We start from the raw sequence: 25,384 nt of genomic DNA on the forward strand, positions 1-25,384 counted from the left end.
GTGCGGCTCCCCTCCCCGGCACGACGGGGGAGGGGCCGGTGACCGCGGCGCCGGGGGCGGCCCGCGCGTTCTGGCTGCGGGAGCCGGGGCGCGGGGAGATCCGCGCGGTGGAGCTGCCGGAGCCGGGCCCCGACGAGGTCCTCGTCCGGGCCCTCCACTCGGGGGTCAGCCGCGGCACCGAGGCGCTCGTCTTCCGCGGCGGCGTGCCGGCCGGCCAGCGCGCGGCGATGCGGGCCCCGTTCCAGGACGGCGACTTCCCCGCGCCGGTGAAGTACGGCTACCTGAGCGTCGGGGTGGTCGAGCGGGGGCCGGCGGAGCTGCGCGGGCGCGCGGTCTTCTGCCTGTACCCGCACCAGACGGCGTACGTGGTCCCGGCTGCCGCCGTCACCCCCGTGCCCGACGGCGTCCCGGCCCGGCGGGCCGTGCTGGCGGGCACGGTGGAGACCGCGGTGAACGCGCTCTGGGACGCCCCGCCGCTGATCGGCGACCGGGTGAGCGTCGTGGGCGCCGGGATGGTCGGGTGCGCCGTGACCCGGCTGCTCGCCCGGGTGCCCGGCGTGGCGGTGCAGGTCGTGGACGTCGACGGCGGGCGGGCGGACGCCGCCGCCCGGCTCGGGGCCGCCTTCGCCCGGCCGGAGCACGCGGCGCGCGGCCGGGACCTGGTCGTGCACACCAGCGCGTCGGCGGCCGGGCTGCAGCTCGCCCTGGACCTGCTGCGCCCCGAGGGGGTGGTGCTCGAGCTGAGCTGGTACGGCGACCGGGAGGTCACCGTCTCCCTGGGCGGCGCCTTCCACTCCCGGCGGCTCGACGTGCGGGCCAGCCAGGTGGGCGCGGTGGCCCCGGCGCGCCGGAGCTCCCGGACGACCGGTGACCGGCTGGCGCTCGCGCTCGACCTGCTGCGCGACCCGGCCTTCGACGTGCTGCTCACCGGCAGCTCGCCGTTCGACGAGCTGCCCGGGGTGATGCCGCGGCTCGCGGACGGGCGGCTGCCGGCCCTGTGCCACACGATCGACTACGCCGAAGGGGTGAGCGGGTGTTCAGCGTGACGGTCCGCGACCACATGATGGTGGCGCACAGCCTCCGGGGGGAGGTCTTCGGCCCGGCGCAGCGGCTGCACGGGGCCACGTTCGTCGTGGACGCGACGTTCCGGCGCCGCGAGCTCGACGACGACGGCGTGGTCGTCGACATCGGCGCCGCCACCGAGCTGCTCAGGGCCGTCCTCGGCGAGCTGACCTACCGCAACCTCGACGACGAGCCGGCGCTCGCGGGCACGAACACCACCACCGAGGTGCTGGCCCGGGTGGTCTCCGACCGGCTCGTGGCCGGGCTGCGCGCCGGTGCCCTGGGCCCCGGGGCCGACGGCCTGGACGGGCTGGCGGTCACCCTGCACGAGTCCCACGTCGCCTGGGCCGGCTACGACCGGACGCTGTGAGCGCGGTCGCCGTCGTCGTCCCGCCCGGGGTGGACGACCCCACCCGGGTCAGCGGGGGGAACCGCTACGACCGCCGGGCCTGCGACGGCCTGCGCGGGCGCGGGTGGGCGGTCGAGGAGGTGACGGCCCCGGGCCGCTGGCCGCGCCCCGACCCCGGCGCGCTGGCCGGGCTCGGGCGCGCGCTGGACCGGCTGGCGGACGGCGCGCTCGTGCTCGTCGACGGCCTGGTCGCCTCGGCCGCCGCGGCGGTGCTCGTCCCGCGGTCGGCCCGGCTGCGCCTGGTCGTCCTGGTGCACCTGCCGCTCGGCGGCGCCGACGTCCCGGCCGGCGAGGAGGAGGCCGTGCTGGCGGCCGCGCGGGCGGTGCTGACCACCAGCGGCTGGACCCGGGACCGCCTGCTGGCGCGCTACCGGCTCGACCCCGACCGCGTGCACGTGGCCCGCCCGGGCACCGACCCGGCCGGGACGGCACCGGGGACGGCGTCCGGCGGCCGGCTGCTGTGCGTGGCCGCGCTCGTCCGGCACAAGGGGCAGGACCTGCTCGTCGAGGCGCTCGCCGCGCTGACCTGGCTGCCGTGGACCTGCCGGCTGGTCGGCCCGCTGGACCGCGACCCGGCCTTCGTCGCGGCGCTGACCCGGCGGGCCGCCGCCGCGGGGATCGCCGACCGGGTCGCCCTCACGGGCGTCGCCGCCGGGGCGGCGCTGCAGCGCGAGTACCGCGCGGCCGACGTCCTCGTGGCCCCCTCCCGGACCGAGACCTACGGCATGGCGGTCACCGAGGCCCTGGCCGCCGGGCTGCCGGTGGTCGCCACCGCCGTGGGCGGGCTGCCCGAGGCGGTGGGGTGCACGCCGGCCGGCCGGCCCGGGCTGCTCGTGCCGGGTGAGGACCCGGTCGCCCTCGCCGGGGCGCTCGGGTGCTGGCTCACCGAGCCGGCGCTGCGCACCCGGCTCCGGGGGGCCGCGCGGCGGCGCCGCCGGACCCTGCCCCGCTGGCGGGAGACCGCCGAACGCATCGGGTCGGTCCTGGCCGCCGTCGGCGGGCAGCCGTGACGGCGCAGATCGCCCACCCCGGGACGGCGGCTGGCGAGGTTCCCCGCGACCGCCACCGGCGGGCGTGGGCGGCGGCGGGCCCGGTGGGCGGTGCGCTCGTGCTCGCCGTCCTCGTCTGGCTGCTCGGCACCGGGCCGTTCCTGGCCGGCGTCCGCGGGTTGCGCCCCGGCACGCTGCTGGCCGCCGTCGCCGTCGGCGCCGTCACCACCGTGTGCTCGGCCTGGCGGTGGCGGGTCGTGGCCCGGGCGCTCGGCGCCGGCCTGGCGCTGCCCGCCGCGACCGCGGCGTACTACGGCTCCCAGTTCCTCAACTGCACGCTGCCCGGCGGGGTGCTCGGCGACCTGCACCGCGGGCTGCGCCACGGCGCGGACTGCGGGGACCCGGTCCGCGGGGTGCGCGCCGTCGCCTGGGAGCGCACCGCGGGTCAACTGGTGCTGGCCGTGCTGGCGCTCGGGGTGCTGCTCGCGCTGCCCTCACCGGTGCAGGGCGCGGTCCCGGTGCTCGCGGCCGTGGCGGCGGGGGCGGCGGTCGCCGTCGCCGCCACCGGCCGCGTCGCGGTCCGGTGGGTGCCGGCCGGCCTGGCGCGGGCCGTGCGCACCGTGGCCGGCGAGGCACGGGCCGGGCTGCTCGCGCCGGCCGTGCTGACCAGCTCCGCGCTGGTCTGCGCGGGCCACCTCGGGCTGTTCCTGCTCGCCGCCGGGGCCGCCGGCGTGCCGGGCTCACCGGCGCGGCTGCTGCCCCTGGCCGTGGTCGTGCTGATCGCCGCGGCGATCCCGTTCAACGTGGGCGGCTGGGGTCCGCGGGAGGGGGTGGCCGCCTGGGTGTTCGCGGCCGCCGGCTACACGGCCGCGGAGGGGGCGGCGGTCGCGACCGCGTTCGGGGTGCTCACGCTCGTGTCGGTGCTGCCCGGCGCCGTCGTGCTGCTCGTCCACCGGCGGCGACGGCGCTCGGCCGAGCGCTCGGCGCGGACCGGGCCGTCCGTGCAGGGGCACCATGTCGTGCACGGCGGAGTACGAGAGGACGGTGCAGCGCGTGGTTGACCGGCCCTACACCCTGCTCAGCTGCGGGATGTCGATCGACGGCTACCTCGACAGCCCCGGGATCCGGCGGCTGCAGCTGTCGAACGCGGCCGACTTCGACCGGGTCGACGCCGTGCGCGCCGGGTGCGACGCGATCCTGGTGGGGGCGGCCACCGTCCGCAACGACAACCCGCGCCTGCTGGTCCGCTCGCCGGCCCGCCGCCGGGAGCGGCTCGTGCACGGGCTGCCGCCGTCCCCGGTGAAGGTGACCCTGACGCGGCGCGGTGACCTCGCCCCCGCGGCGGACTTCTTCACCTGCGGGGACGCCGAGAAGCTCGTCTACTGCCCGACCGCGGCCGCCGGGACGACGCGGCGGCGACTGGGCCCCGTCGCGACCGTCGTCGACACCGGGCCGGGGGAGGACGTCGACGTGGCGCGGGTCGTCGAGGACCTCTCCGCGCGCGGGGTGGACCGGCTGATGGTCGAGGGCGGGGGGCTCGTGCTCACCCAGTTCCTCACCGCGGACCTCGCCGACGAGCTGCACCTCGTGGTGGCGCCGCTGTTCGTCGGGGACTCGCGCGCGGCGCGGGTGGTCGGCGACGGGCGCTTCCCCTGGAACCCCGACCGGCGCGCCGAGCTGGTCGGCGTCCGGCAGATCGGGGACGTGGTGCTGCTGCGGTACGCGCTCTCGCCGCGGTTCGGCGCCGAGCGGTCGCCGGGTGAGGCCCGGTGAGGGCCCCGGCTCCCGAGGCCGCGGTCCGCGGGCGGGTCGACGTCCCGCTGCGTTTCCCGGACGGCTACGAGACCGTGGCCGAGGTCGTCAGCTTCCACGGCCTCGTCGACGGCCGCGAGCACCTCGCGCTCGGGCTCGGCGGCCGGGGCCCGGGCGCCGTCCCCCTCGTCCGGCCGCACAGCGAGTGCCTCACCGGGGACGTGCTCGGCAGCCTCCGCTGCGACTGCGGGCCCCAGTTGCGGGAGGCGGCGGAGCGGATCACCGCCGCCGGCGGCTACCTGCTCTACCTGCGGCAGGAGGGCCGGGGCATCGGGCTGTACGACAAGCTCGACGCCTACGCCCTGCAGGACACCGGCCTGGACACCTACGAGGCCAACGTGGCCCTCGGCCACGCGCCGGACGAGCGCGACTACACGGTCGCGGCGCAGATGCTGCTCGCCCTCGGCGTGTCGCGGCTGGCGCTGCTGAGCAACAACCCGGACAAGGCCGACCAGCTCGACCGGCTCGGCCTGACCGTGGTCGAGCAGGTCCCCACCCGCGTGCACCTGTCCTCGGCGAACTCGGCCTACCTCTCGGCCAAGGCCCGCAACGGCCACCACGTCCCGGACCCGCTGCCCAGGCCGGCGCGGCCGCCACGTGCCCCGGGTGACCACCACGCGGGCCGGTCCGCCGGCGGGTGAGCGGGCCTCGTGCGGCGCCGGGGGCCCGCGCGAACGCTTCCCGGTCACCCTCAGGTCACGGGGGTGCACGCGGAGCACGTGTTGCCGGCGTCACACCGGCCCCCGTACGGTCAGCCACCTGCCTCCCGAGGAGTGCCATGCGTGCCGACCTGTTCCTGGCCCACACCGCCCTGTCCCGCCGCGCCGCACTCGGGCTCGCCGGCGCCGCCTCTCTCGGCGTCGCCGGTCTGGGCCGCGTGTCGCCGGCCGCCGCGACCGGACCCGGCGAGGCCGCGGGCGGCGCGGGCTACGACGACGTGATGTTCGACGTGGCTCTCGCCGAGGGCGGCGGCTGGGCGCCGTCCCGCTACGGCCCGACCGACCAGCGCGGCACGTTCAACGAGGTGACGGCCGCCACGACCGCCGCGGCCCTGCGGCTGCTGGCCGACGGCCGTCCGGTGAGGACGTACAACCTGGGCGAGCTGATGACCAACGGGTTCCCCGCCTATGCGACCACGCCGCCGCGGGTGTACGAGCAGCGCCTGACCGTCCTCGGGTACGAGCCTCCCGCCGGCTTCACCGAGGGCGGCGGGATCCTGCAGGGCACGGAGCCGCTGGGGGAGAACCGGGTCAGCATCCACGAGGAGCGCTTCCCCGAGGGCTACACCTACCAGATCGTCACCCAGCTCGACGGGCTGAACCACATCGGCGTCGGGCCGACCTTCTACAACGGCTTCCAGGGCCCGGACATCGCGACTCCCAGCGGGACGAGCAGGCTCGGCAACGAGCACATGGGGCCGATCGCCACCCGCGGCGTCCTGCTCGACGTGCTGGGCCTCAAGCTCGACGAAGGGGCGAGCGAGGCGCTGTCGCGCAGCGCGGACGGCGACCCGGTGCTGCGCGACGACTACCGGATCACGATCGCCGACCTGGAGGCCGCGGCGGCGCGGGGCGGCATCCGGGACATCCGCCCCGGCGACGTCGTGCTGCTGCGGACCGGCTGGAACAAGATCGCCCGGAGCGAGCCGGAGCGCTACCTGGCCCGGGAGCCGGGCATCTACCTCGCCGAGGCGCGCTACCTGGCCGACCGGCGCCCCGCCATCATCGGCTCGGACTCCTGGGCGCTCGAGGTGCTGGGCAACCCGGTGGTGCAGGCCGTGTTCCCCGTGCACCAGGAGCTGCTCGTCAAGAACGGCATCCGGATCGGCGAGGGCATCATCACCGACGAGCTCGCGGCGGACGGCGTCCACGAGTTCGTCTACCTGACGACGCCGCAGTACGCGGCGGGCGCGACCGCGGGCAACGCGCCGCCGGCCGCGCTCGGGCAGCCGGGGGCCGGCCGCGGCCGGGGATGACGAGCGGCGCGGTGCGGCCTTCGGGCGTGCTCCGGGGGAGGCCCGGCCTTCACGGCCTGCGCCGTCGGCAGCCCGGCAGAGCCTTGCCGTCGAGGCGGCCGTAGCCGAAGCCTGCGTCCCGCACCAGCCCGGTCCCGGCGCCACGGCGTGCCGTGATGCGCAGCCGCTGCTGGACCTCTCGCCGCGCCCGTCCGGGACGTCGGCTCCCGCGACCACCCGGGGCCCTCACCGGGCTCCCGCATGACGGCGCGGTGACGAGGTGGTGACGCGGCATCCAGGACAGTGGGGCCCGTCACCGAGGTGCCCGGGGCGACGGGCAGTCCTCGACGAGGCGCTCCGCCACCGGGCGTCGCCGCACGAGGAGGGGGCCGTACCTCGGTCGGCGTGAGATCGACGCAGAGGCAGTCGACGGACGAGAGGCGAGCCATGCCGTACGACCCCCCGGGCCGGGCCGACCACCTCCCCGACGATCTGATCGGCCGCTGGAACGGCCTCGTCCAGGCCGCCCACGCCGCGCACGAGCCGACCCTCGGCAGCCGGTTCTTCAGCCCGGAGCCCGACACGGGGGCCGACGCGACCACGGTGCAGGTCGGCTGGTTCGGCGATCCCGCCGAACCGGGCTCCTGCCTCGGCCCGGAGGCTGCCGAGCAGCTGTCGGACTGGGGCGTGCGGGGCCGGCACGTGCTCCACAACGAGTACTGCGAGTACGCCGTGCAGATGGCCGCGGACACCGACGGGGTCGTGCGACCGAAGCGGGTGCAGGTCACCACCGAGCTGTCCGAGTACTGGCTGATGCTGGCCACCTGGTCGCCGCCGACCGTGCGGGACCTGGTCGAGAGCATGCTGGGCGTCCAGCCGGCCTGGCAGGAGCTCTACGGCCCCGGCGTGAGCGATCCCGCAGCGCTCGACCCCCGGCAGCGCACGGTCGCCTTCGCGACGTACATGGCCGGCCACGGGGGGAACCGGGACCTCGCCGCCGCCGGGGTGCCGGCGCAGCCGATCGGGTCCCTGAACGCGGCCAACGCCCTGTTCATGACCCATCCGATCAACGGCTTGGACGACCTGCTCTACATCGTGATGTTCGGTGCCCGGCCGTACGTGCGCCAGACGCCGGACGGGGTCGAGCCGGCCAGTCGTGAGGAGATCTTCCGCGCCTTCGACGTGGCGCACCTCGCGTGCCGGCACGCCGATCCCGCCGCGGCGATGGCCGCCGCCGGTGCCGCGGTGGCCGGCCGGACGGTCGCCTTCACGAACCCCCTGGGCATGTACCTGAAGAGCTTCACGGCCGACGTGTTCGCCCTCGACGGGGGGCCGGTCCCCGAGGAGTGGGTCCGGTTCAGCCGGGGGGAACCGGACAGGTTCCAGCGGTTGGAGTTCGGCCCCGGCGACAGCGATCCGCACTTCCTCGACGACATCACCGTCGTCCTCGGGGACGTCGAGAAGCCCCTGCGCGGCGGGTTCCAGGTGGTCCGCCAACTCGAGGTCGGACCGTTCGTGACGCTGGGACCCGAGTCGCCGGTGACCGACGGCGAACGCGTCGTCCTCCAGGGCAGCGATGAGCCGATCCGCTGCAACGAGGCCGGGGTCTGCGAGTCGATCCGGCAGCTGCGGACCGAGTTCGACCAGGAGCAGGGGTCGATCCGGATCGCCCCCCGCACGGTGGCCCGGAACGCGATGGCCCGGAACGCGATGGCCCGGAACGCGATGGCCCGGAACGCGATGGCCCGGAACGCGATGGCCCGGAACGCGATGGCCCGGAACCGGTGAGCCATGGCGGGCACCCTGCAGGAGGGCATCTTCCACGGCCCTGGAGCGAGCCCGCCGGGTCACTGCACCCAGCTGTTCCTGCGCGCGGACCGCGGCACCGGTGCCGAGCGGGTCGGTGAGCTGCTCGCCGAGCTGTGGGGGGTGTACCGCGACCTCACGCGCGGGACGGTGCGGGATCTGCCCGGCCATCCCGTCGACCCCGGGGGCCTGCAGGTCCTGATCGGGTACGGCCCCAAGGTCTTCGACCTGGCCGGCGCCGGGCGGACCCTGCCCGCGACCTTCGCCCCCGAGTTCCGCTTCCGTTCCGCCAGCCCCTCGGGGGGCGGGCCGCTGCTCAGCGGCCGGGGGTTGCAGTACGCCCCGGACGTCAGGCAGAACCCGGCGACCGAGGAGGTGTGCGTGCAGTTCACCGCAGACACGGCGCTCGGCGTCCACCGGCCGGTGGTCGAGACCTGGAAGCTGCTCCACGACCGCGCCGACCCCGCCCTCGGGGTTGCCCTCCTGGCCATCAGCGCCGTCTTCACCGGTTTCCAGCGGGCCGACGGTCGCAGCTGGATCGACTTCCACGACGGCATCTCCAACCTGCGCAGTGACCAGCGCGCCCGCGTGATCCAGATCGACGGGGAGACCGCGGCCGGCGACGACTGGATCATCGGAGGCACCTATCTGGCGTTCCTCCGCCTCGCCGTCGACCTGGACCTCTGGCGTGACCTGACGCGCGACCAGCAGGAGCTGCTGGTGGGCCGGGACAAGCTCACCGGATCCCCGCTCGTCGGCCGCACCCCCGAGGGCGGTCCTCGGCCCGATCCCCGTTGCCCGGTCGCCGCCACCACGGAGGTCGTCGATGCCGGCAACGAGGAGTTCCGCGAACCCGGGACGGTCGACGACCCGGTGGTGCAGGCCAGCCACGTCCATCGCGCCAACCAGAACAAGTTCGAGGACGCCGCACGCCCGAACTCGCTGCGGATCTTCCGCCAGGGCTACGAGTTCCTCGAGCCCTCACCGGTCGCGCCCGGCTTCCGGGCCGGCCTGAACTTCGTGAGCTTCCAGGACACCCCGGACCGGCTCATCAGGGTCCTGCGGCAGCAGAAGTGGCTCGGCGACGTCAACTTCGGCGGAGAGGCGGGACAGCAGCCAGCCGGGATGGACCGCCTGCTGACCGTGCGGGGGGCGGGCATCTACCTCGTCCCCCCGCTCGTCCCCGACGAGCCGTTCCCCGGCGCCGCCGTGTTCGGCTGATCGAACCGGCCGGGCATCCCACCGTGCGGGACCGCGTGCTGCAGGTCGTGTCGGAGCCGGTCGCCCCTCGTCGAGGCCTGCGGCGGCGGGCTCGCCGAGGTCGCGGGGACGGGCCGGACGTCGGCGGTCAGTCCCCGAGATCGGTGGCGAACACGAGCGCGCTGTTGGCCGGGACGGTGATCCGCGCCGAGGCCGGCATCCCGTGCAGCGGAGGGCCGTCGGCGACCACGGCCCCGCCGTTGCCCCGGACCTCCGGGTTGGGCCAGTGGTCGTAGTGGTCGCTGTTGAACACCTCGTGCCAGCGGCCGGGGCGCGGGAAGCCGAGCGCGAAGTCGCCGTAGGACGTCCACTCGCGGAGGCTGACCACCACGACGACGTCGCGGCCGACGCCGGGCACCCAGCGCTGGAAGGCCAGCACGCGGGCCGCGTCGTCCAGGGGGTGCACGACGACCGGCTCGGCGCGCAGCGCCGGGTGCCGGCGGCGCAGGTGCAGCAGGTCGCGGGTGCAGCGGTGGAAGTCGGCCATGTGCCGGTCGGCACCCTCGAGGCCGTCCCACCAGATCTTCAGGTCGTCCCGGTGGGGGTCGTCGGACCACAGCTTGTCCTCCAGGAACTCCTGGCCCATGAACAGCATCGGCACGCCGGGCGCGGTCAGCAGCAGCCCCGTGGCGGCCCGGGCGCGGCTGCGCGCGAACCAGGAGCGGGCGTCCCCGCCGCCGGCCAGTCGCGCGATGCGGGGGTGGCGGTGGTCGCCGTCGGCGTCCAGGACGAGGTCGTGGTTCTCGAGGCAGTGGTAGGCCTGCCATGCCGAGTGCGTGCCCCAGGGCCGCTGCAACCCCCGGCGGACGGGACCGAGGTCCACCGGGGCGGTGACGCCGCCGGCCGCCTGCGCCAGGACGCCGCGGACGCCGTCGCGCAGCCCGTCGGCGTACCCGATGTCGAAGCCCATCCCGCCCGGTGGCGGCTGCACGGCCAGCCACCGGTGCCTTCCCCAGTACTCGGCGATCAGCGCGGCGGACGGCCTGACGAAGCGCAGCGTCGAGGTGAGGTCCTGGCAGAAGGACCAGCCGCCGTTGTCGTCGATCACCGTCACCTCGTCGAAGCGCAGGCCGTCGACGTGGTACTCCTCGAGGAACATCAGCGCGTTGCCGATGAGGAAGGACCGGACCTCCGGCCGGTCGAAGGCGAAGACCTTCCCGCCTGCCCAGCCGCGGTCGGAGAAGTAGAGGCTGTTGTGCAGGCCCGGGTCGGGCGGCATGTCGAGGTGGTCGAGGCTGTGCCGGTCCAGGTCGCCCCCGGCGTGGTTGTGGACGACGTCGACCAGCACGGCCAGGCCGTACACGTGGCACAGGTCGACGAAGGTCTTGAGCTGACCCACCTGACCGAGCAGGTGCTCCCGGCGCACCGGCGCCCGTCCCCGCTGCGCCAGCAGCCGGTTGACCCGGGCCACGTAGGGGTCGAGCTCCTGCGGCGGGACGCTGTAGTCGGTCTCGGGCGAGAACAGGTCCGTGCCGTTGTAGCCGAGGCTCCACTCGCCGTGGAACTCCACGAGCGGCAGCGGCTGGACGGCGGTGACGCCGAGGTCGGCGAGGTACTCGACGCGGTCGACGGCGTCGAGCAGCTTGGCGACCCGGCCGCGCCGGATGTCGCGGCCGTTCTCGTCGCGAGCGGAGAAGACGCCGACGTGCAGCTGGTACACGGCCAGGTCGGGGAACCGGGGCGGCCGCCAGCCGTCGTCGTGCCAGGGGTGGGCCGTGCGATCGCGGACGACGCAGTCGCAGTCAACCAGGGGTACCCCCGGCTCCAGCTCGCGGGCCCAGGGGTCCCGCTTGAGGTCCGCGTCGCCGCCGGCGCCGACCACGTAGAACCGGTAGTACGTGCCGTCGGTGACGCCGGGGGCGAACCCCGCCCAGTGATCCGGTGTGGGTCCGCGGACCAGCAGGTCCTCGGGGCGTGGCCGGTAGGCACGGGTGTCCCCGAGCGCCACGTACACCTCCCGCGCCCGTGGCGCCCAGACCCGGAAGGTCGCGCCGCCGTCCACCGGAGTGGCGCCCATCGGTGTGCCGGCCGTGACGTGCTCCTGCGACATCGCCATGCCGACCTCCCGTGCCGCCGCCAGGACCCTCGTGCGCCCGGAGGCTAGGGCGGCGGCGTCACCCGGCCGTCACGACCGCTGCCCTTGCCCGATGGCCGGCGTGGTCACCGCACGGTGGCGCGAGGGTTGAGCGGCCGGCGGCGCGGGTCGGAGGGGTGGTCGCACCGACCGCTCGGTCTGCGGCAACGCGTGGAGCGGTGACGGGGATCGGACACGCATGGCCGCTCCACCGAACGCCGTCCGGGCCGCGGGCCGATGCCCGGCTCGTGGGGAACCGGATCCGCACGACGTTGCGAAGACGGCCCGTGGACGTCCCCGACGCCCCACTGGACGGCTTGCGGCTAGCCGGCCGCCGGCGCCTCGACCACCGCGCGCAGGCGGGCGAGGCCCTTCTCGAAGTCCGGTCCCACCATGGCGTCCATCGGCTTGACGAGGCTCATCACCCGGACGCCCAGGGTCTTGACACCGGTCATCCGCCAGGTGACCCGCGAGCCGTCACCCTCGGGCGTGATCTCGAAGGCGGTGTCGTTGCGCGCCTTGAAGGGCTTGTCGAAGGCCAGGTCGATGCGGACCCGCGAGGGCTCGTCGGCCTCGACGACGGTCATCCGGCCGGCGCCGGCCTTGCGGTTGCCCGACCACGCGTAGACGGCGCCGACGCCGGCCTCGGCGCCGGAGTACTCCCGGCGCATCGTGGGGTCCACGTCCTCCCACGGCGACCAGGCCGTCCACCGGTGGAAGTCAGCGATCTGCTCGTACACGCGCTCGGGGGGCGCGGCCATCGTCGCCGACCGCTGCACGGTGTAGGTGTCCGTCGCCATGGCGGCGCAGCGTAGACGATCAGCGCGATGACCTCGTCGGGTCAGGCGGGCTCCGGGACCCCGGCGCCCACGGTCGCCTCGGGGGTCGGGACGTCGGCGTCCCCCGTCGTCGGGGCCGAGCCGCGGTACGCGGCCGACAGCCGCCGGTAGGGCCGGCTGAGCAGGGCCAGCACGGTGACCAGCAGACCGACCAGCGCGGTGACGACGAAGACCAGCGCCAGGCCGCGGTCGGGACCGGTGCCGAACCAGCCGCCGATCGTGCGGGCGCCGGCGCCGTCGGTCATGAACGGGATGACGACGAACTGCGCGATCGGGCTGATGAGGAACGCGGTCAGCGGGGAGGCGGCCTGCTCCACGCTCTGCGCGAAACCGAACACCCGGCCCTGCCGCTCGTAGGGCACCACGCGCTGGAGCACTGTCTGCTCCGAGGCCTCCGCGAACGGCACGAGGAACATGAACACGGCCATCCCGATCGCGAGCAGCACGATCGAGGAGCGCAGCGGGAACAGCGCCGTTCCCAGCCACAGGACGAGGTTGACCAGCAGCAGCGTGCGAACCGGGTTGTCGCCCAGCCCCAGGCGGGCGATGGCGAGACCCCCGACGATCATGGCGGCGCTCAGCGCACCCCAGAGGAGGCCCCACACCTCGACCGACACCAGGGAGAGACCGTAGGCGTCCATCAGCGCCATGAAGGTCCCGCCGAGGAAGTTGTTGAAGCAGGAGAACGCGATCAGCGCGAGCAGGCCCGGGACGCCGCGGACCAGCCGCAGCGTGCCGCGGACGTCGACGCCGCGCCCCGGATCCGGGCCATCCGGCGGACCGGCGGAGCCCTGACCCTCGGCCGCCGCCGTGCTGACCACCCGGCGCTCGGGGATGGGCACCCGGGTCAGGTGCAGCAGCGAGCCGGCCAGGACGACCACGGCCAGCACCAGCACGTAGCGCATCCCGCCGACCGCCACGAGCAGGCCGCTGATGACCGAGGTGACCAGGAACGACACCCCGGATGCCGTGCCCACCAGTCCGTTGGCCCGGTCCCGCAGGCCCTCCGGGACGAGCAGGGTGACCAGCGTCGGCAGCGCGATCGTGCGCAGGTTGCCGGCGATGACGCCGAGCATGAGCAGCACGACGAAGACCCAGAGCCGCACGCTCGCCGGGTCGCGGAAGACCTCGGGCGGCGTGAGCAGGTAACCCACCAGGCAGACGAGGTAGATGGCCAGCGACACCGCCGCGGACGCCTGGAACACCCGGTGCTTGCGGTGGTGGTCGACGATGCTGCCGAACCAGATGCCCGTGGACGCCGTCGCCACCAGGAAGATGCCGGCGATCAGCCCGGTGGCGAAGACGGAGCGGGTCTGCAGGTAGACCCAGAAGGTCACCGCGAACCAGAGGGTGTAGTTCACGACGGAGACGAACAGCGCGTTGACCAGCACGCGGGCGAACGTGCGCTGGGTGCCGCGGCGCAGATCCAGCCGCGGAGCCCGTGCGCCGTCGTCGCCGGCGTCCCGGCCCCGCGTCGTCGGACTCATGGCTCGCCGTCCCCTCCTCGTCGTCACCGTCCTCCGATCGAGGGCCGGCCACCACGTTCGACCGCCCGGCCGGCCGGAACTGAGCGCTCGGCGGGGTGACGGTCCGGAGGTCGCCGCGAGTCGGGCACAAGGGGCGTGGCCCGCGAGGGCGAGCCGCCGACGGGACCGCCGGTCATCACCCGTCGAAGGGGGCCCACGGACGGCTGCACACCCATGGTCCACGACCGCGTGGCACGCGCGGGTGTCCCGCGGCGGCGCACCGGAGCGGGTGACGGGAGCCGAACGCGCTTGGCCGGCCCGGAGGGCTGCCGACTGCAGGCGCTCTCTTGGCCGGTCAGTGCCTGGTCAGGTGGACATCGCGCCCTGCCTGTACCTCAGCGCGCAGCGTCAGTCCGCGCAGTCGACCGCGACGGCGAGGGCTCCGCAGACCTGCCGCATGCGGGTGCCCGCCAGCCGTCCGAGCCGCTCGACGAGGACCGCGACGGAGACGCTCTCGACGGAGTCGAGGTTGACCACGCAGCGGCGGGGGACCGGGTCCTCGCCGGGCTGGAGGCCGACCTCGCTCACGAGGCCGCGGATCGTGGTGGTGCACGGCGCGACGAGTGCGCGCCGGTGTCGGGGGATGACTGCGTCGCGGGAGAGGACGACGACCGGGCGGCGCCCGATCTCGGGCATCTCGCACCACCAGACCTCACCGCGTGCGGGCAGCGTGGTCACGACCGGGCGGCGGCCTCGCGGAACGATGCCAGGTCACCCCACTCGTCCGGTTCATCGAGGGGGTGTTCGTCGTAGGCGGTGTAGCTCGCGTCGACCTCGGCCGACCGGTGGCGCGCCAGCAGCGCGCGCAGCGCCTCGTCGATCATGGCGGCGTCGGTGTCGCCTGATCGCACCCGTCGAGCAGCCTGCAGGAGGTCGTCGTCGACGGTGGTGCTGAGCCGTGTTCTGCTCATGCCACGATCATGCCATCCCAGTGTCTGCGGCATCACGGTGACAGCCGCACGACGGCTCCGCAGCCGCCGGGCCGCGCGTCGACGCCCGCGGGCGGGCAGGCCGGCATCCGTCCGGACGCGTGGGTCAGGCGATGGCTGAGGCGCGGCCTGGGTCGGCACCCTGCTCGGTGTTCCGGCTGCGGGGGGCTCCGCCGTACCAGTCGAGGCAGAGCATCGTGGCGTCGTCGCGGAGGTTCCCGCCGGTCGCCCGCAGCACCGCGGCGCCGAGGGCGTGCACGACCTCGCGCGGGTGCAGGTCCGCGGTGTCGCGGAGTGCGGCGGCGACGTCCAGCTCTGCCGCGTTGCGCTCCTGCACGCCGTCGGTGAGGAAGACGATCCGGTCGCCCGGCACGAGGGGGAGGGGTTGCACCTGGAAGGCCTTGCCGGCCAGCACCCCGAACGGCGGCTCGACACGGAGCTCGATCTCCTCCACGACACCGCCGCGGAGTCGGAGCGGCAGGGTGTGGCCGGCGTTGACGATCGTCGCCGTGCCGGAGGGCAGGTCGATGCGCACGAGCTGGCCGGTGACGAACTGGCCGGGCGCCGCGTGCTGGGCCAGGGCGTCGTTGGCGTAGCCGGCCTGTTCGGGCAGGCTCAGCCCCTTCCGGCGTCCGTTGCGCAGGGCGCCGACGAGCAGGGTGGCGAGCAGGGATGCCGCCACCTGGTGGCCGACGGCGTCGGTGATCGAGATCTGCAGGCACGTGCGGTCGAGGTTGTAGTCGAAGGTGTCCCCACCCACCGAGGTCGCCGGCTCCAGCCAGCCGGCGAGGGTGAACTGCCCGGCCTCGCACGTGTAGCACGTCGGCAGCAGCCGGCGCTGGATCTCCGCGGCGAGGGAGAAGGGGGTGGAGCGCATCCCCCACTCGAAGACGTCGGTGTGCCGGCGGGCGGCGATGAGGATGTAGGCCAGTGCGTGCGCGGCGCTGCCGATGTCGGTGACCTGCCGGGTGGAGGGGAGGCGGGGCAGCTCGAGCTCGAGCACGCCGATGGCGTCTCCGCGGCTGGTGACCGGAGCGACGATCCGGGCGCCCGCATCGATCTGCTGCACGTCGACCTGCTGCGTCCGCAGGACCCGTTCGTAGGCGGTTCCCGCCAGTGGCAGCGTCTCGGCCTGCTCGACGCCGTGGCTGCGGGCCCCCTCGACCGGGCCCGAGGACGTCAACCGGACGACGGCCCGCCCGCTGACGTCGGCGACCAGGAGGTGCACCTTGCGGGCGCCGACCATCTCGGCGAGCCGCGCCGCGACCGTCGGGACCGAGTCGACCGGCGCGGCCGCCTCGACCTCTTCCAGCAGCTGGCCGACGTCGATGCCCCCGACGCTCGACTCATCCACGGCACAGAGGCTAACCGGGCCAGCCGGCGCTCCCGGTGCTGCCGCATCGTGGAGTCGGTTCGCCGGATGCGGCGGCAGCCGGTCCGGCCCGTCGTCCGGCTGGTCCCAGGCGCCGCCGGCAGGTGGCAGATCCCGCGGTGGCGTACGTGACGGTCCGCCGTCGTCGACGGCCGGGCGGCGGCGGATCGCCTCGCATGGGCTGCCGGACCAGACCTCGGGCTCACCGCGTGACACGGTCGTGGTCACGAGGCGGGCCGTCCGCAGGGGCGGACCGGGCCCTTCGGGGAGCCCTCCGGACCTTGCGCTGAGGCACTGACAGGCCGGCTGACCCTGCAGCAACGCGCGGAGCGGGTGACGGGAACCGAACCCGCACGGCGAGCTGGGAAGGCGGGACCTTCCTCGGCGTCTTTCCTGATCAGCGGCTTGCTGTCGCGCCCTGACGTGGCTCGTGACCCAGACATGACCCAGGGGGTCGGCGTGACCCACGCGTGACCCACCGCAGCAGGTGGCCTGCTACTGGCTCGCTCGGCGGGGTCGCCCTGAACGCGGCCTCTGAGACGCCCGAGCGCTGACTGGTCGGCAATCCGCGCTTGGGCCGGGCCTACGACTCCCGACTGGCCTGCACAAGGAGTCGAGCAGTTCATGGGCGTGCAGTGGCACGAGATGGTCGCCCGCAGGCGGCGGAGAACCCGCCGCCGCCCGGGACCCGCCGGTCAGTCCTCGACTGCCCCGTACACGACTGCCCGGAAGTCGGCCTCGGGCAGGTCGAAGCCCACCATGTGCTGCGTCATGAGCACGCCGACGATCTCCTCGACCGGGTCGACCCAGAAATAGGTCTTCGCCGCACCGGCCCAGCCGGACTCGCCGGGAGAGCCGGTCAGCGCGGCCGGGCCGAGGTCCATGGCGACGCGAGAGCCCAGGCCGAACCCGTGGCCGGGCACCGGTACGCCCGCGAGCGCGTACGGGAGCAGTGCCGGGTCGAGATGGTTCGTGTGCATCAGCTCGAGCGTCTTGCGGCCGATGATGCGGGTGCCGTCCTCCGCCTTCCCCGTGAGCAGCATGTTCGCGAAGAGCAGGTAGTCCGACGCGGTGCCGAACAGGCCGTGGCCGCCGCGCTGGAAGACGTCCGGCGTGTCGCTCGGGTAGGTCGATTCCACCTCCCGGCGGCCGAGATCGCCCGTGGCGAACGCCATCGCGAGCTTGCTGAAGGTCATGTCCTTGCTGACGATGTCCGGCAGGCCGTACATGGCGGCGAGGCGGTCGCGTGCCGACTCGGGAACGCCGAAGGCGGTGTCGGTCATGCCGAGTGGCCCGAACAGTCGCTCCTGGAGGAAGTCGCCGAGCTCTTGGCCCGAGATGACCTCGATCAGACGGGCCGCGACGTCGATGCCCACGCTGTAGTGCCACTGCGTCCCGGGCGCGAAGGCGAGCGGGAGCGTCGCGAGCTCATCTACGAACTGCTCCAGCGTGCGCGTCGGGTCGTTGCAGATCCGGTGCTGGCGGTACTGCTCCGACACCGGGAAGTCCTCGAGAAAGTCATAGGTGAGCCCGCTCGTATGGGTCAGCACGTCGCGGATCTGCATCGGGCGTAGCGGCGACTGATCCTCGAGCGTCCCGCCTGGCCCGGCGATCTTGGTTGCCCCGAACGCCGGGATCCACTTGGCGACAGGGTCGACGAGCTGGAACTTCCCCTCCTCGAAGAGCGTCATCAGCGCAGTGGAGATGATCGGCTTGGTCATCGAGTACAACCGGTAGATCGTGTCCTCGGCCAGGGGCACCTCTGCTTCCCGGTCCTGCCAACCGACCAGCCCGGCATGGATGAGCTGGCCGCGGCGTGACACCAGCGTCGCGAAGCCGGGATAGCCGCGCTCGTCAACGTACTTCTGGAGCGCAGGCGCGATGCGCTCAAGCCGGTTGGCGCTCATCCCCACCGACTCCGGAGACGAGAGGCGAGATTCAACCTGTGTCATGCGTCACTCCCTCGAGTGGGACGGGCGCCCACCATATGCCGCTGGCCCACCTCGAACGGGCTGGCTGACTACCGGCTGTCGTCGAGCTCGCAGCCGCCCTCCCTGCGGGGTGGGCGTCACCGAAGCCTGTCCCGGAATGGGCCGCTTGGGGACACCGGCCACGGCTCCGCGCCGAGCGGCTCTCGCCCAGACCACGGGACTGTCCTTGGTCGATGACGCGCACGAGTTTGGACCCGCCACCGTTGCTGATCGAGGTTTTCTCGACGCGAGAGCCTGGTGGGTCTGCCGATAACCGGCACGGCCACGTAACGCATCGGGCGTCGAGTGCCGCCCCGTTCGCCAGGAGCGACCGTGCCCCTTGCTCGTCGAGTTGGCGCCATCCTGCTGGCCCTTGCTGCCATCGTCGTCTGGTTCGCAATGGCCCCCGACGAGTCCAGCGATCGATCCTCGGACATCGCCAGTGCGTTGGCCGACTATGGGCTCAACGAAGCGCGCACGCACGGCGCGCCGCAGCAGCAGGTGGTCAATGGGTGGGTGGCGAAGGACCTACTGACCATCATCGCCGAGCAGCAGAACGACTCCGTGACCGACGAGCGGCTGCCTGCGCTTGCCGTGCTGGTCGTCCTGGGACTGGCCCTGCACATCGCGACGTCCACGCGGCCCGCTGAAGCGGATGGTGCGGCCTCCGCATCTGCTGCACCGGCAGCGGACCCAAGCCCCGAGCCGTCTCCCGCCGTGTGAACCATTCAATCGCGGCCGTGGGTGCCTCAGTGAGCGTCCCCACCGTTCCCGCTCACCATCAGGGCGGTGCGGTACCCCTTCGGGGGCCGCTTCAGGGACATCCCATGGCCGCTGCCCGCACCACATCAGCAGGGGGCAGGCTCGCGGCCGGGGTGCTATTCGTCCTGCCCCGGAACGTCGTCCGGAGATCCGCTGGCAGCGCCGAGCATGGCGTCGAGGGCGCGGGCGATGTCGGCGTCGCGGTCGTCGGCGGCGTGCTGGTAGAGGAGCGCGGCGGCGGGAGAGGAGTGGCCGAGCCGGCGCATGAGCTCCTTCGTCGTCGCGCCCGTGGCAGCGGCGAGGGTGGCGCCGGTGTGGCGGAGCTCGTGCGGTCAGACCGCCAGCAGGCCGGTGGCGCCGGCGGCGCGGCGGAAGGTCGAGTTCCAGTTGCTGCGGGCGAGGTAGCCGCCGGAACTGGTGGTGAACAGGAGAGCGTCCGGAGAGTCGGGGACGTGCTTCTCCAGGTGATCCTCCAGTGCGGCTGCGATGGCGGCGGGGAGGGTGACGGTGCGATGTCCGGCGTCGGTCTCGGGTTCGCCGACCACCCACCGGCCGCCGAGACGACGGACCGACCGCTCGACGCGTAGCCGGCCGCCGGGCAGGACGTCGGACCGGCGCAGCGCGGTGGCCTCGCCGAACCGGAGCCCACCGAAGGCCACGACGAGCACGAGTGCGCGGTAGCGCTCGGTCCTCCGGTCACGTCCCAGTTGCTCGGCCAGCTGCAGGGCCTCGGCCGCGGTGAGCGCCCGGGAGGGCCGGGAGGCCTTGGGTGTGCCGGCCCCACGCAGCCGGCAGGGGTTGGAGGCGATGGCCTCGTCGGCGACCGCGATGTTGAGGATGGCACGCAGGAGCCGGTACGACCTGGCCAGCGCCGTGGGGCCCGTCGCCTGGCCGGTCTTGGCGTGCCAGGCGCGGACGGCGGCCGGGGTGATCTCGTCGACGGGGACGTCGGCCCATGGCCCGGCGAGGTGGTGGCGCCACAGGCCGGAGTAGAGGAGACGGGTGCTCTCGCGGAGGTCGGTGCGGGCGAGGTAGTCCTCGGCGTATTCGACGACCGTCGGGCGCTTGGAGGTCGGTGCCCGCCAGCTCTTGCGGAGGAGGTCGGTCTGCTGGGTGGCCAGCCAGGCCCAGGCGTCGGCCCTGGTGCTGAAGACCTCGGCGTGGCGCCGACCATCGGGGCCGCGGTACCGGGCGCGGAAGCGACCGCTCGGGAGCCGGTCGACCGTGCCGAAGGTCCGCTTGGCCACGGCGCGACCTTGGCGGGCGGGTCAGCGGTCGTCGGTCGGCGTCACCGCTGGCTGGGGACGCGGACGGCGTCCACAAAGGCGTCTAGCGTCGAGCGCTCCAGGCGCACATACTTGCCGACTTTCACGTAGCCGATCCGGCGCTCGGTGATGAGCGGGCGGACGAACCGCTCGCTGGTGCCGAGGTACTCGCCGGCCTGCGCGACGGTCAGCAGCGGGTCGCGGTCGAGATCCTGCCCCTGTGCCGCTCGTCGCGTCGTCATGAGGACGAGCGTCGCCGGCGTCCTCCAGTGCTCCTCCGGTCCTGGTTCCGGTCGATGTCTCGCCGTGTGATCATGGAAAGCGTGAGCGCGGACCCAGGCTTCGAGGTCGTGGTGGGTGCCGACGGCGGCATCGCACCCGAGGAGCTGGCGCGCCACGGTGTCCGGCCGGGCGCGCACCTGCGCATCGTGGCCGAGGTCGACCGTCCCCCGATCCGTCCGGCCTACGGCGCGCTCCGGGGACAGCTCCCTGAGGTGTCCTGGGAGGACTTCGAGGCGGCCAGCAGCCTGGCCGTCGAGGACGTCGAGTCCGGTCCCACGTTCCCCGACCGGTGAAGGTCGTCGTGGACACGCATGCCCTCATCTGGTTCCTCGAGGCCGATCAACGGCTGAGCGTGCGAGCCCGGGAAGTCCTCCAGCAAGCCCAGCAGGACCCCGGCAGTGGCATCGTCGTCTCTGTAGCGAGCCGCCTCGACCTGCACTACCTGCAGCGGGCCGGCCGGTTCAGCCGGGCCGACGTCCAACGCTGGTGGGCGGTCACCCAGGATCCGAGCTGAACATCAACTCGGCCGCGATCACGGGCCCTGTCGTGGCGTACTTCGACTCGGCCGAGCTTGCGGCGCTCCGGGACCCCTGGGACCGGCTGGTCACCGCGACGGCGATCGATCTCGAGGCTCCGCTGGTCACCAAGGACCGCGCGATCACGACCGTCGGGCGATCCGGCGCCGTCGAGGTCGTCTGGTAACGGGCGTGCGGCGTCGAGCAGCGGCCTCCCCCCGGGTCGACGCCCCGCGCTGCCCTCGGCTCACTCGTCACAACGAGTCGCGGCCCTCACAGTGCATTAGGTGTGTCCCTCTTGATCATGGCGATGCTCCAGTGGCGTTCGGTGGTGTTGGGCGGCCGCTGGCGGTGGTCCACCGAGGCGCTTATGGGCTCACTCGGTGCGGATCAGCTGGATGAGTGCCTGGACCGGCTGGTGCGTCCCGGCGGCGGCGGGGCTGGCGGGTGCATCAGCTTCCCGAGTGCCCCGACACGCCTCAGGGTCAACGAAACGATCACTGACCGGAATTACCTTGCGGGCCATGACGGGGGTCCTGTCCTCAGCGGTGCTGCCGGCGGAGGTCGCACGGCGCTATCCGTTCGGCTATGCGGTCGTGGACGTGGAGACCTCGGGGCTGAGCGCTGCCAGTGACCGGGTGTTGCAGGTTGCGGTCACCCAGATGGCCGCCGACGGGGCGGTCGAGTCGAGCTGGTCGACACTGCTGGACCCGGGCTGCGATCCCGGCCCTACCCACATCCACGGACTGACCCGGACGAAACTGCGAGGGGCGCCGCAGTTCCCCGACGTGGCCGATGACGTGTCCCGCCGGGTCGACGGGCGCGTCGTGGTCGCGCACAACGCCCACTTCGACCACCGCTTCCTGGCCGCGGAGTCCCGGCGCGCCGGCCGGCGGCTGCCGGTGGAGGAGCGGTTGTGCACGCTGGCGCTGACCCGTCGGCTGGACCTGCCCGTCGCCGACTTCAAGCTGGGCTCGGTCGCCGACTATTGGGGCGTGCAGGCGCTGCGGGCCCACGACGCCGAGGACGACGTCCGGGTGCTGGTGGAGATCCTGCGGCACTCCCTGGTGTGGGCCGCGCGGCTAGACCTCGACCTGCCGTTGGCGGCCTGCGCCGACGCCGCGCCCGCACCGTTCCCGGCCAAGGCGCCACGCACCCCGTGCCCGTGGCGGACCCCCGGCCCCTGGGCTCGCGGTACGCCGCTGGCGCAGGGCATGAAGGTGGTCATCACCGGATCGACGAGCACCCCGCGGGAGATCCTGACCCGTCGCTGCACCGAGGCCGGGCTCGACGTCATGAATACCGTCAGCGGTCGCACCCATGTCCTGGTGTGCAACCGCGCCGACCAGCAGACCGGCAAGGCCGCCCGGGCCCGCCAGCACCGCACACCGGTCATCACCGAACCCGAGCTCCTCAGCCTGCTGACCGCCGTCGCACCCGGGCAGCCCAAGGCCGCGGAGACCGTCGAGGCCACTGGAACCGTCGCCATCGGCAGCCGCGCCGCAGCAGCCCCAGCGGCGCGCCCGCCGGTGCCGAGCGGGCCGCTCAGCGGCCGTCGCGTGCTGGTGCTGGGCGGCTCGCACGACGCCGCCGCCGCGGTCCGCGAACGGCTCCTCGCAGCAGGTGCCAGCGTCGCGGTCAACCTCACCAGCTCGGTCACCGATGTCGTGCTCGTCCCCGGCGTCGAGCCGGATCCGCGGACCGGCCGGGCGCAGGCACTCGGCGTCCGCCCCCTCGACGCCGACACCCTCACCCCCACCTCGTGGCCGCCGCAGCCGGGCGAGCGCGTCGTGGTGCTGCCGGCTCCCGAGCCGCCGCCCACCCCACCGGTCACGGTCACAGCGCCGGCACCACGGGTCCTCGTCCGCGGCGAGGTCGTGGACCTCCCGGCCCACGCGGACTGGCTCGCCGAGGTGCGCTGGGCGACCCCGGGCCGCCACGCAACCGACCGGTTCGACGTCGACGTCGTCGCCCTCGTCGTCGATCCCGACGAGCAGGTCAGTGTGGACGAGGACTTCGTCTTCTACAACGCTCCCGAACATCCCACCGGCGCCGTCGCCCTCACCACCGGGATCGCCGGTGAGGCGATCTGCACACTGCGGCCCGACCGGCTACCGCCGACACAACGGCGAGTGCTCCTCGCCGCAGCGATCGACGGCGCCGCCACCTTCGGCGACGTCGGCCCCATCGAGCTGATCCTGCGCGACGAACATGGCGCGCCGACCGCCCGCGCCACGCTCGACGCCGCCACCGACGAGCGCAGCCTCATCCTCGCCACCCTCTACCAGCGCCACGGCACCTGGCGCTGGCGCGCCGTCGGCCAGGGCTATTCCGACGCACTCGCCGACCTGGCCATCCGCCACGGCGTCGACATCGACGAACAGGGCTGACCCGGGGGCGTCCTGTCTCAGCGGCCACCTGAGCCGGGTGACGGGTCGACCGTCCGGGCGCCACGCCAAGTTGGCAGGTGGTCGATAGACGGCGCTCCCGCGACCCGTCCGGGGGGTCACGGAAGTCGCGTCCAGGGGGTCCCGGAGGTTCTGACCAAGCTGGATGCGGCTTGGCGGCGTGACCCATTCATGACCCACGCAGCGGAAACAGGGGTCACGAAGGGGTTCGAACGGGCCGTCCGGAGGGTCCTCCGGACCTTCTCCAGAGAGCCCAATAGGGCGGGTTGAGCTGCGATTTCGCGTGGAGCGGGTGACGGGAATCGAACCCGCATGGCCAGCTTGGAAGGCTAGGTCGCTGAAGCTGTATCTGTGCTGGTGAACGGCTCGCCGGTCGGGACTCGTGCCTTCCACGTGCCTGAGCGTTCATGCAGGCCCTAGGAGGCCTCCGTGCAGTTGCGGTTCCTACGTCTTACGATTCGTGAGACACTGTCGGGGTGGCTGACACGATCACCTTCCGCCCCGATGAGGACGTCCGACGGGCGTTGGCCGTCTTGACGCAGGACGGCACTTCGGTTTCCAACGCCGTTCGGGCGGCTCTGATCGAGGCCGCCAGGACCGCGGCGCAGGACCGGCTGCGTGCAGAAGCGGCTGCGCTGGCTGCCGATGAGGCAGACCGTGCCGAGGCGGCTCAGGTCCTTCGGGACATGGAGACGTTGCGTGCGTGGTGAGGTCTTCCGCCTGCGCGCTCCCCGTGGCACCCAGGGCCACGAGCAGGCCGGCGTCCGCTACGCCGTCGTCGTCCAGTCCGACCTGCTGCCACTGTCGACATGGCTGGTTGCGCCCACGTCCTCCTCGGCGCGCGCGGCGACCTTCCGCCCCGAGGTGTCCATCGTCGGGCGCTCGACCAGGGTGCTGGCCGAGCAGACCAGTGCCGTCGATCCGCAGCGCCTGGGGGAGTCGGTCGGGCACCTCAGCTTCGATGAGCTGCGCCAGGTCGATGCCGCGCTGCGCCTCGTCCTCGGCCTGTAACGAGACCTGTCCCTGTCCCGCCACTGATCACCCACGCGGTCATGGCCTGGACTTACACCACCCTCGGGGACGTCGCCGAAGGCGTGCGGCTGGTGGGCAGTCAAGGGCGCAGCGCCGTCTGTTGTCATGCGATCGCGTCGGCCCACCGCGGAGGGGGCACCGGCGGTTGAGATGCGGGCCTGAGCCGCCTGCCGCCGACAGCGGTAGCCTGGTGTTGCCGCCGTAGCAGACGGATCAGTGTCGAAGAGACGGCCAGGAGCGACTGCCGATCCAGGTGCGCGGACCTTCCGCGTCGTATCAGCCACGGTCTGATGGGCCTGGAGCGGACATGGTCGAGCTGGCGTGGCCTGAGAAGTCACCACCGGCCGGACGCGCAGGTCGCCGTCCGGCGTGGACGGGGGATCCGGAGACGCCGTTGGACCTCGCGGTGCTCCGTCGAGGGCTGCGCGCGGCTGCGGCCGTCGGGTTCTGCCCGCCCGGCGCTGTCGACGACGACACGGATCGGCTGCTGCTCACGTTCGAGGAGTTGAGTTCGAACGCCCTCAGGCACGGTCGTCTCCCGGCCCGGGTGGCCGTCACTCTGACCGCGACTGGCTGGTTGATCGAGGTCAGCGACGCCGAGCCGGACCGATTACCTACTCCGGCCGTGGGTCGTGACGCCGCCTTGGGTGGCCTGGGGCTGCATCTGGTGGCCCGCCTCAGCGATGGTCACGGCTGGGTGGTCTCGGACGGCCGCAAATGTGTGTGGGCGCACGTCGTCTGTGCGCCGCCTCTGCTCACCGGAAGGGCCCTCGGTGCTCGCGTCGGTGGCCGAGACGATCACCTTGCGTCTGGATGAGTTGCTCGGCCGGCTTTGGGCGTCGCGACGAGAGGCGGTAGCCCCGTTTGCACCGCCGTTCGAGCGGCCGTGATCGAGGCCGCCAAGACGGCCGCGCGGACCTGGTTGAGCTCTCAGCCGATGCGCTGACCGCCGGTGATTCCGACCATGCCGAGGCGGCTGGGGTCTGCGGGAGGGACTGCTGCACGGATCGGTGACAGGTTGGGTCAGGCGGCCTGAGCGGCCAGTGTGGGTGTGATGGTCTCGTACTCGATGGGCGTGAGTCGACCGAGGGCGTCTTGGCGACGCCGGCGGTGGTAGG

Annotated in this window: 27 protein-coding genes; 17 read left to right on the plus strand and 10 right to left on the minus strand. The window is 73.7% G+C overall.

Annotation, left to right across the window (positions count from 1 at the left end; genetic code table 11):
* Positions 1-38 precede the first annotated feature (38 nt).
* The 9 genes from D0Z06_RS19115 to D0Z06_RS19160 all read left to right on the plus strand — a co-directional run bounded on the left by D0Z06_RS19115 (position 39) and on the right by D0Z06_RS19160 (position 9,253).
* Positions 39-1,046, plus strand: coding sequence for a zinc-dependent alcohol dehydrogenase (locus tag D0Z06_RS19115; RefSeq protein WP_117379134.1), 1,008 nt, complete (start codon positions 39-41; stop codon positions 1,044-1,046).
* Positions 1,034-1,432 carry a 6-pyruvoyl trahydropterin synthase family protein gene (locus D0Z06_RS19120; protein ID WP_117379135.1) on the plus strand — a complete coding sequence of 133 codons (399 nt, stop codon included), beginning with the start codon at positions 1,034-1,036 and terminating at the stop codon, positions 1,430-1,432. The genes D0Z06_RS19115 and D0Z06_RS19120 overlap by 13 nt, the downstream gene beginning before the upstream one ends.
* Positions 1,429-2,481: a glycosyltransferase family 4 protein gene (locus tag D0Z06_RS19125; RefSeq protein ID WP_117379136.1), complete on the plus strand. Its 1,053-nt coding sequence runs from the start codon at positions 1,429-1,431 to the stop codon at positions 2,479-2,481. The genes D0Z06_RS19120 and D0Z06_RS19125 overlap by 4 nt, the downstream gene beginning before the upstream one ends.
* Entirely contained in the window at positions 2,478-3,521 is a 1,044-nt protein-coding gene (locus tag D0Z06_RS19130; protein ID WP_199522420.1) for a lysylphosphatidylglycerol synthase transmembrane domain-containing protein, read from the plus strand. Before D0Z06_RS19125 ends, D0Z06_RS19130 begins: the two co-directional genes overlap by 4 nt.
* Complete coding sequence (locus D0Z06_RS19135; protein ID WP_117379165.1) at positions 3,514-4,233, plus strand: RibD family protein; 720 nt, start codon at positions 3,514-3,516, stop codon at positions 4,231-4,233. The genes D0Z06_RS19130 and D0Z06_RS19135 overlap by 8 nt, the downstream gene beginning before the upstream one ends.
* The gene (locus tag D0Z06_RS19140; protein WP_117379137.1) at positions 4,230-4,913 is read left to right on the plus strand and encodes a GTP cyclohydrolase II; all 684 of its coding nucleotides are present in this window, start codon (positions 4,230-4,232) and stop codon (positions 4,911-4,913) included. The genes D0Z06_RS19135 and D0Z06_RS19140 overlap by 4 nt, the downstream gene beginning before the upstream one ends.
* Before the next feature lie 137 nt (positions 4,914-5,050).
* Positions 5,051-6,247, plus strand: coding sequence for a cyclase family protein (locus tag D0Z06_RS19145; protein ID WP_117379138.1), 1,197 nt, complete (start codon positions 5,051-5,053; stop codon positions 6,245-6,247).
* A gap of 426 nt (positions 6,248-6,673) precedes the next feature.
* Positions 6,674-8,014 (plus strand): hypothetical protein, encoded by a 1,341-nt coding sequence (locus D0Z06_RS19150; protein WP_199522422.1) that lies wholly within the window; start codon positions 6,674-6,676, stop codon positions 8,012-8,014.
* Between the two features lie 3 nt (positions 8,015-8,017).
* Positions 8,018-9,253 (plus strand): Dyp-type peroxidase, encoded by a 1,236-nt coding sequence (locus D0Z06_RS19160; protein WP_117379139.1) that lies wholly within the window; start codon positions 8,018-8,020, stop codon positions 9,251-9,253.
* Between the two features lie 127 nt (positions 9,254-9,380).
* Here D0Z06_RS19160 and D0Z06_RS19165 read toward each other — a convergent pair whose 3' ends face one another.
* From D0Z06_RS19165 to D0Z06_RS19195, 7 genes are all read right to left on the minus strand, one after another.
* On the minus strand, positions 9,381-11,348 hold the full coding sequence (locus D0Z06_RS19165; protein WP_117379140.1) for an alpha amylase C-terminal domain-containing protein: 1,968 nt from the start codon (positions 11,346-11,348) through the stop codon (positions 9,381-9,383).
* Between the two features lie 341 nt (positions 11,349-11,689).
* Entirely contained in the window at positions 11,690-12,166 is a 477-nt protein-coding gene (locus D0Z06_RS19170; protein ID WP_117379141.1) for an SRPBCC family protein, read from the minus strand.
* A gap of 41 nt (positions 12,167-12,207) precedes the next feature.
* A complete protein-coding gene (locus tag D0Z06_RS19175) occupies positions 12,208-13,692 on the minus strand; it encodes an MFS transporter (protein ID WP_117379142.1) in 1,485 nt (494 codons plus the stop codon).
* A gap of 387 nt (positions 13,693-14,079) precedes the next feature.
* Positions 14,080-14,409 carry a type II toxin-antitoxin system PemK/MazF family toxin gene (locus D0Z06_RS19180; protein ID WP_117379143.1) on the minus strand — a complete coding sequence of 110 codons (330 nt, stop codon included), beginning with the start codon at positions 14,407-14,409 and terminating at the stop codon, positions 14,080-14,082.
* Positions 14,406-14,642, minus strand: coding sequence for a type II toxin-antitoxin system VapB family antitoxin (locus D0Z06_RS19185; protein ID WP_117379144.1), 237 nt, complete (start codon positions 14,640-14,642; stop codon positions 14,406-14,408). The genes D0Z06_RS19180 and D0Z06_RS19185 overlap by 4 nt, the downstream gene beginning before the upstream one ends.
* A gap of 124 nt (positions 14,643-14,766) precedes the next feature.
* Complete coding sequence (locus D0Z06_RS19190) at positions 14,767-16,014, minus strand: PP2C family protein-serine/threonine phosphatase (protein WP_233517812.1); 1,248 nt, start codon at positions 16,012-16,014, stop codon at positions 14,767-14,769.
* Positions 16,015-16,727: 713 nt separating this feature from the next.
* Positions 16,728-17,984, minus strand: a complete 1,257-nt coding sequence (locus D0Z06_RS19195) for a serine hydrolase domain-containing protein (protein ID WP_117379145.1) — start codon at positions 17,982-17,984, stop codon at positions 16,728-16,730.
* Between the two features lie 351 nt (positions 17,985-18,335).
* On the opposite strand from D0Z06_RS19195, the gene D0Z06_RS19200 reads away from it, so the two are divergent.
* Complete coding sequence (locus D0Z06_RS19200; protein WP_117379146.1) at positions 18,336-18,725, plus strand: hypothetical protein; 390 nt, start codon at positions 18,336-18,338, stop codon at positions 18,723-18,725.
* 155 nt (positions 18,726-18,880) lie between these two features.
* Here D0Z06_RS19200 and D0Z06_RS19205 read toward each other — a convergent pair whose 3' ends face one another.
* The 3 genes from D0Z06_RS19205 to D0Z06_RS19215 form a co-directional block, all read right to left on the minus strand.
* The gene (locus D0Z06_RS19205) at positions 18,881-19,030 is read right to left on the minus strand and encodes an integrase (protein ID WP_117379147.1); all 150 of its coding nucleotides are present in this window, start codon (positions 19,028-19,030) and stop codon (positions 18,881-18,883) included.
* 66 nt (positions 19,031-19,096) lie between these two features.
* Entirely contained in the window at positions 19,097-20,011 is a 915-nt protein-coding gene (locus D0Z06_RS19210) for a site-specific integrase (RefSeq protein ID WP_117379148.1), read from the minus strand.
* 41 nt (positions 20,012-20,052) lie between these two features.
* Positions 20,053-20,271 (minus strand): excisionase family DNA-binding protein, encoded by a 219-nt coding sequence (locus D0Z06_RS19215; RefSeq protein WP_117379149.1) that lies wholly within the window; start codon positions 20,269-20,271, stop codon positions 20,053-20,055.
* Between the two features lie 81 nt (positions 20,272-20,352).
* Between D0Z06_RS19215 and D0Z06_RS19220 the strand changes: the two genes are divergently transcribed.
* The 7 genes from D0Z06_RS19220 (at position 20,353) to D0Z06_RS19245 (ending at position 25,083) form a co-directional block, all read left to right on the plus strand.
* Complete coding sequence (locus tag D0Z06_RS19220) at positions 20,353-20,604, plus strand: hypothetical protein (RefSeq protein WP_147332085.1); 252 nt, start codon at positions 20,353-20,355, stop codon at positions 20,602-20,604.
* Positions 20,601-20,825: a type II toxin-antitoxin system VapC family toxin gene (locus D0Z06_RS19225; protein WP_117379151.1), complete on the plus strand. Its 225-nt coding sequence runs from the start codon at positions 20,601-20,603 to the stop codon at positions 20,823-20,825. Before D0Z06_RS19220 ends, D0Z06_RS19225 begins: the two co-directional genes overlap by 4 nt.
* Before the next feature lie 32 nt (positions 20,826-20,857).
* Positions 20,858-21,013, plus strand: a complete 156-nt coding sequence (locus D0Z06_RS25125) for a PIN domain-containing protein (protein ID WP_147332086.1) — start codon at positions 20,858-20,860, stop codon at positions 21,011-21,013.
* Between the two features lie 337 nt (positions 21,014-21,350).
* Entirely contained in the window at positions 21,351-23,216 is a 1,866-nt protein-coding gene (locus tag D0Z06_RS19230) for a TerD family protein (RefSeq protein ID WP_117379152.1), read from the plus strand.
* A gap of 494 nt (positions 23,217-23,710) precedes the next feature.
* Complete coding sequence (locus D0Z06_RS19235) at positions 23,711-23,944, plus strand: hypothetical protein (RefSeq protein WP_117379153.1); 234 nt, start codon at positions 23,711-23,713, stop codon at positions 23,942-23,944.
* Positions 23,934-24,245, plus strand: a complete 312-nt coding sequence (locus D0Z06_RS19240; RefSeq protein WP_117379154.1) for a type II toxin-antitoxin system PemK/MazF family toxin — start codon at positions 23,934-23,936, stop codon at positions 24,243-24,245. The genes D0Z06_RS19235 and D0Z06_RS19240 overlap by 11 nt, the downstream gene beginning before the upstream one ends.
* A 328-nt stretch (positions 24,246-24,573) precedes the next feature.
* On the plus strand, positions 24,574-25,083 hold the full coding sequence (locus D0Z06_RS19245; RefSeq protein ID WP_117379155.1) for an ATP-binding protein: 510 nt from the start codon (positions 24,574-24,576) through the stop codon (positions 25,081-25,083).
* Positions 25,084-25,384: the final 301 nt, after the last annotated feature.

The organism is Geodermatophilus marinus, from assembly GCF_003428645.1.
Taxonomy (GTDB): domain Bacteria; phylum Actinomycetota; class Actinomycetes; order Mycobacteriales; family Geodermatophilaceae; genus Geodermatophilus.

Bases quoted from the DNA above. Each gene is read 5' to 3' on its own strand.
- D0Z06_RS19150 (WP_199522422.1), top strand. From the start codon at position 6,674: ATGCCGTACGACCCCCCGGGCCGGGCCGACCACCTCCCCGACGATCTG.
- D0Z06_RS19170 (WP_117379141.1), bottom strand. From the start codon at position 12,166: ATGGCGACGGACACCTACACCGTGCAGCGGTCGGCGACGATGGCCGCG.
- D0Z06_RS19185 (WP_117379144.1), bottom strand. From the start codon at position 14,642: ATGAGCAGAACACGGCTCAGCACCACCGTCGACGACGACCTCCTGCAG.
- D0Z06_RS19165 (WP_117379140.1), bottom strand. From the start codon at position 11,348: ATGGCGATGTCGCAGGAGCACGTCACGGCCGGCACACCGATGGGCGCC.
- D0Z06_RS19175 (WP_117379142.1), bottom strand. From the start codon at position 13,692: ATGAGTCCGACGACGCGGGGCCGGGACGCCGGCGACGACGGCGCACGG.
- D0Z06_RS19205 (WP_117379147.1), bottom strand. From the start codon at position 19,030: ATGCGCCGGCTCGGCCACTCCTCTCCCGCCGCCGCGCTCCTCTACCAG.
- D0Z06_RS19245 (WP_117379155.1), top strand. From the start codon at position 24,574: ATGGTCGAGCTGGCGTGGCCTGAGAAGTCACCACCGGCCGGACGCGCA.
- D0Z06_RS19145 (WP_117379138.1), top strand. From the start codon at position 5,051: ATGCGTGCCGACCTGTTCCTGGCCCACACCGCCCTGTCCCGCCGCGCC.
- D0Z06_RS19215 (WP_117379149.1), bottom strand. From the start codon at position 20,271: ATGACGACGCGACGAGCGGCACAGGGGCAGGATCTCGACCGCGACCCG.
- D0Z06_RS19230 (WP_117379152.1), top strand. From the start codon at position 21,351: ATGACGGGGGTCCTGTCCTCAGCGGTGCTGCCGGCGGAGGTCGCACGG.
- D0Z06_RS19160 (WP_117379139.1), top strand. From the start codon at position 8,018: ATGGCGGGCACCCTGCAGGAGGGCATCTTCCACGGCCCTGGAGCGAGC.
- D0Z06_RS19195 (WP_117379145.1), bottom strand. From the start codon at position 17,984: ATGACACAGGTTGAATCTCGCCTCTCGTCTCCGGAGTCGGTGGGGATG.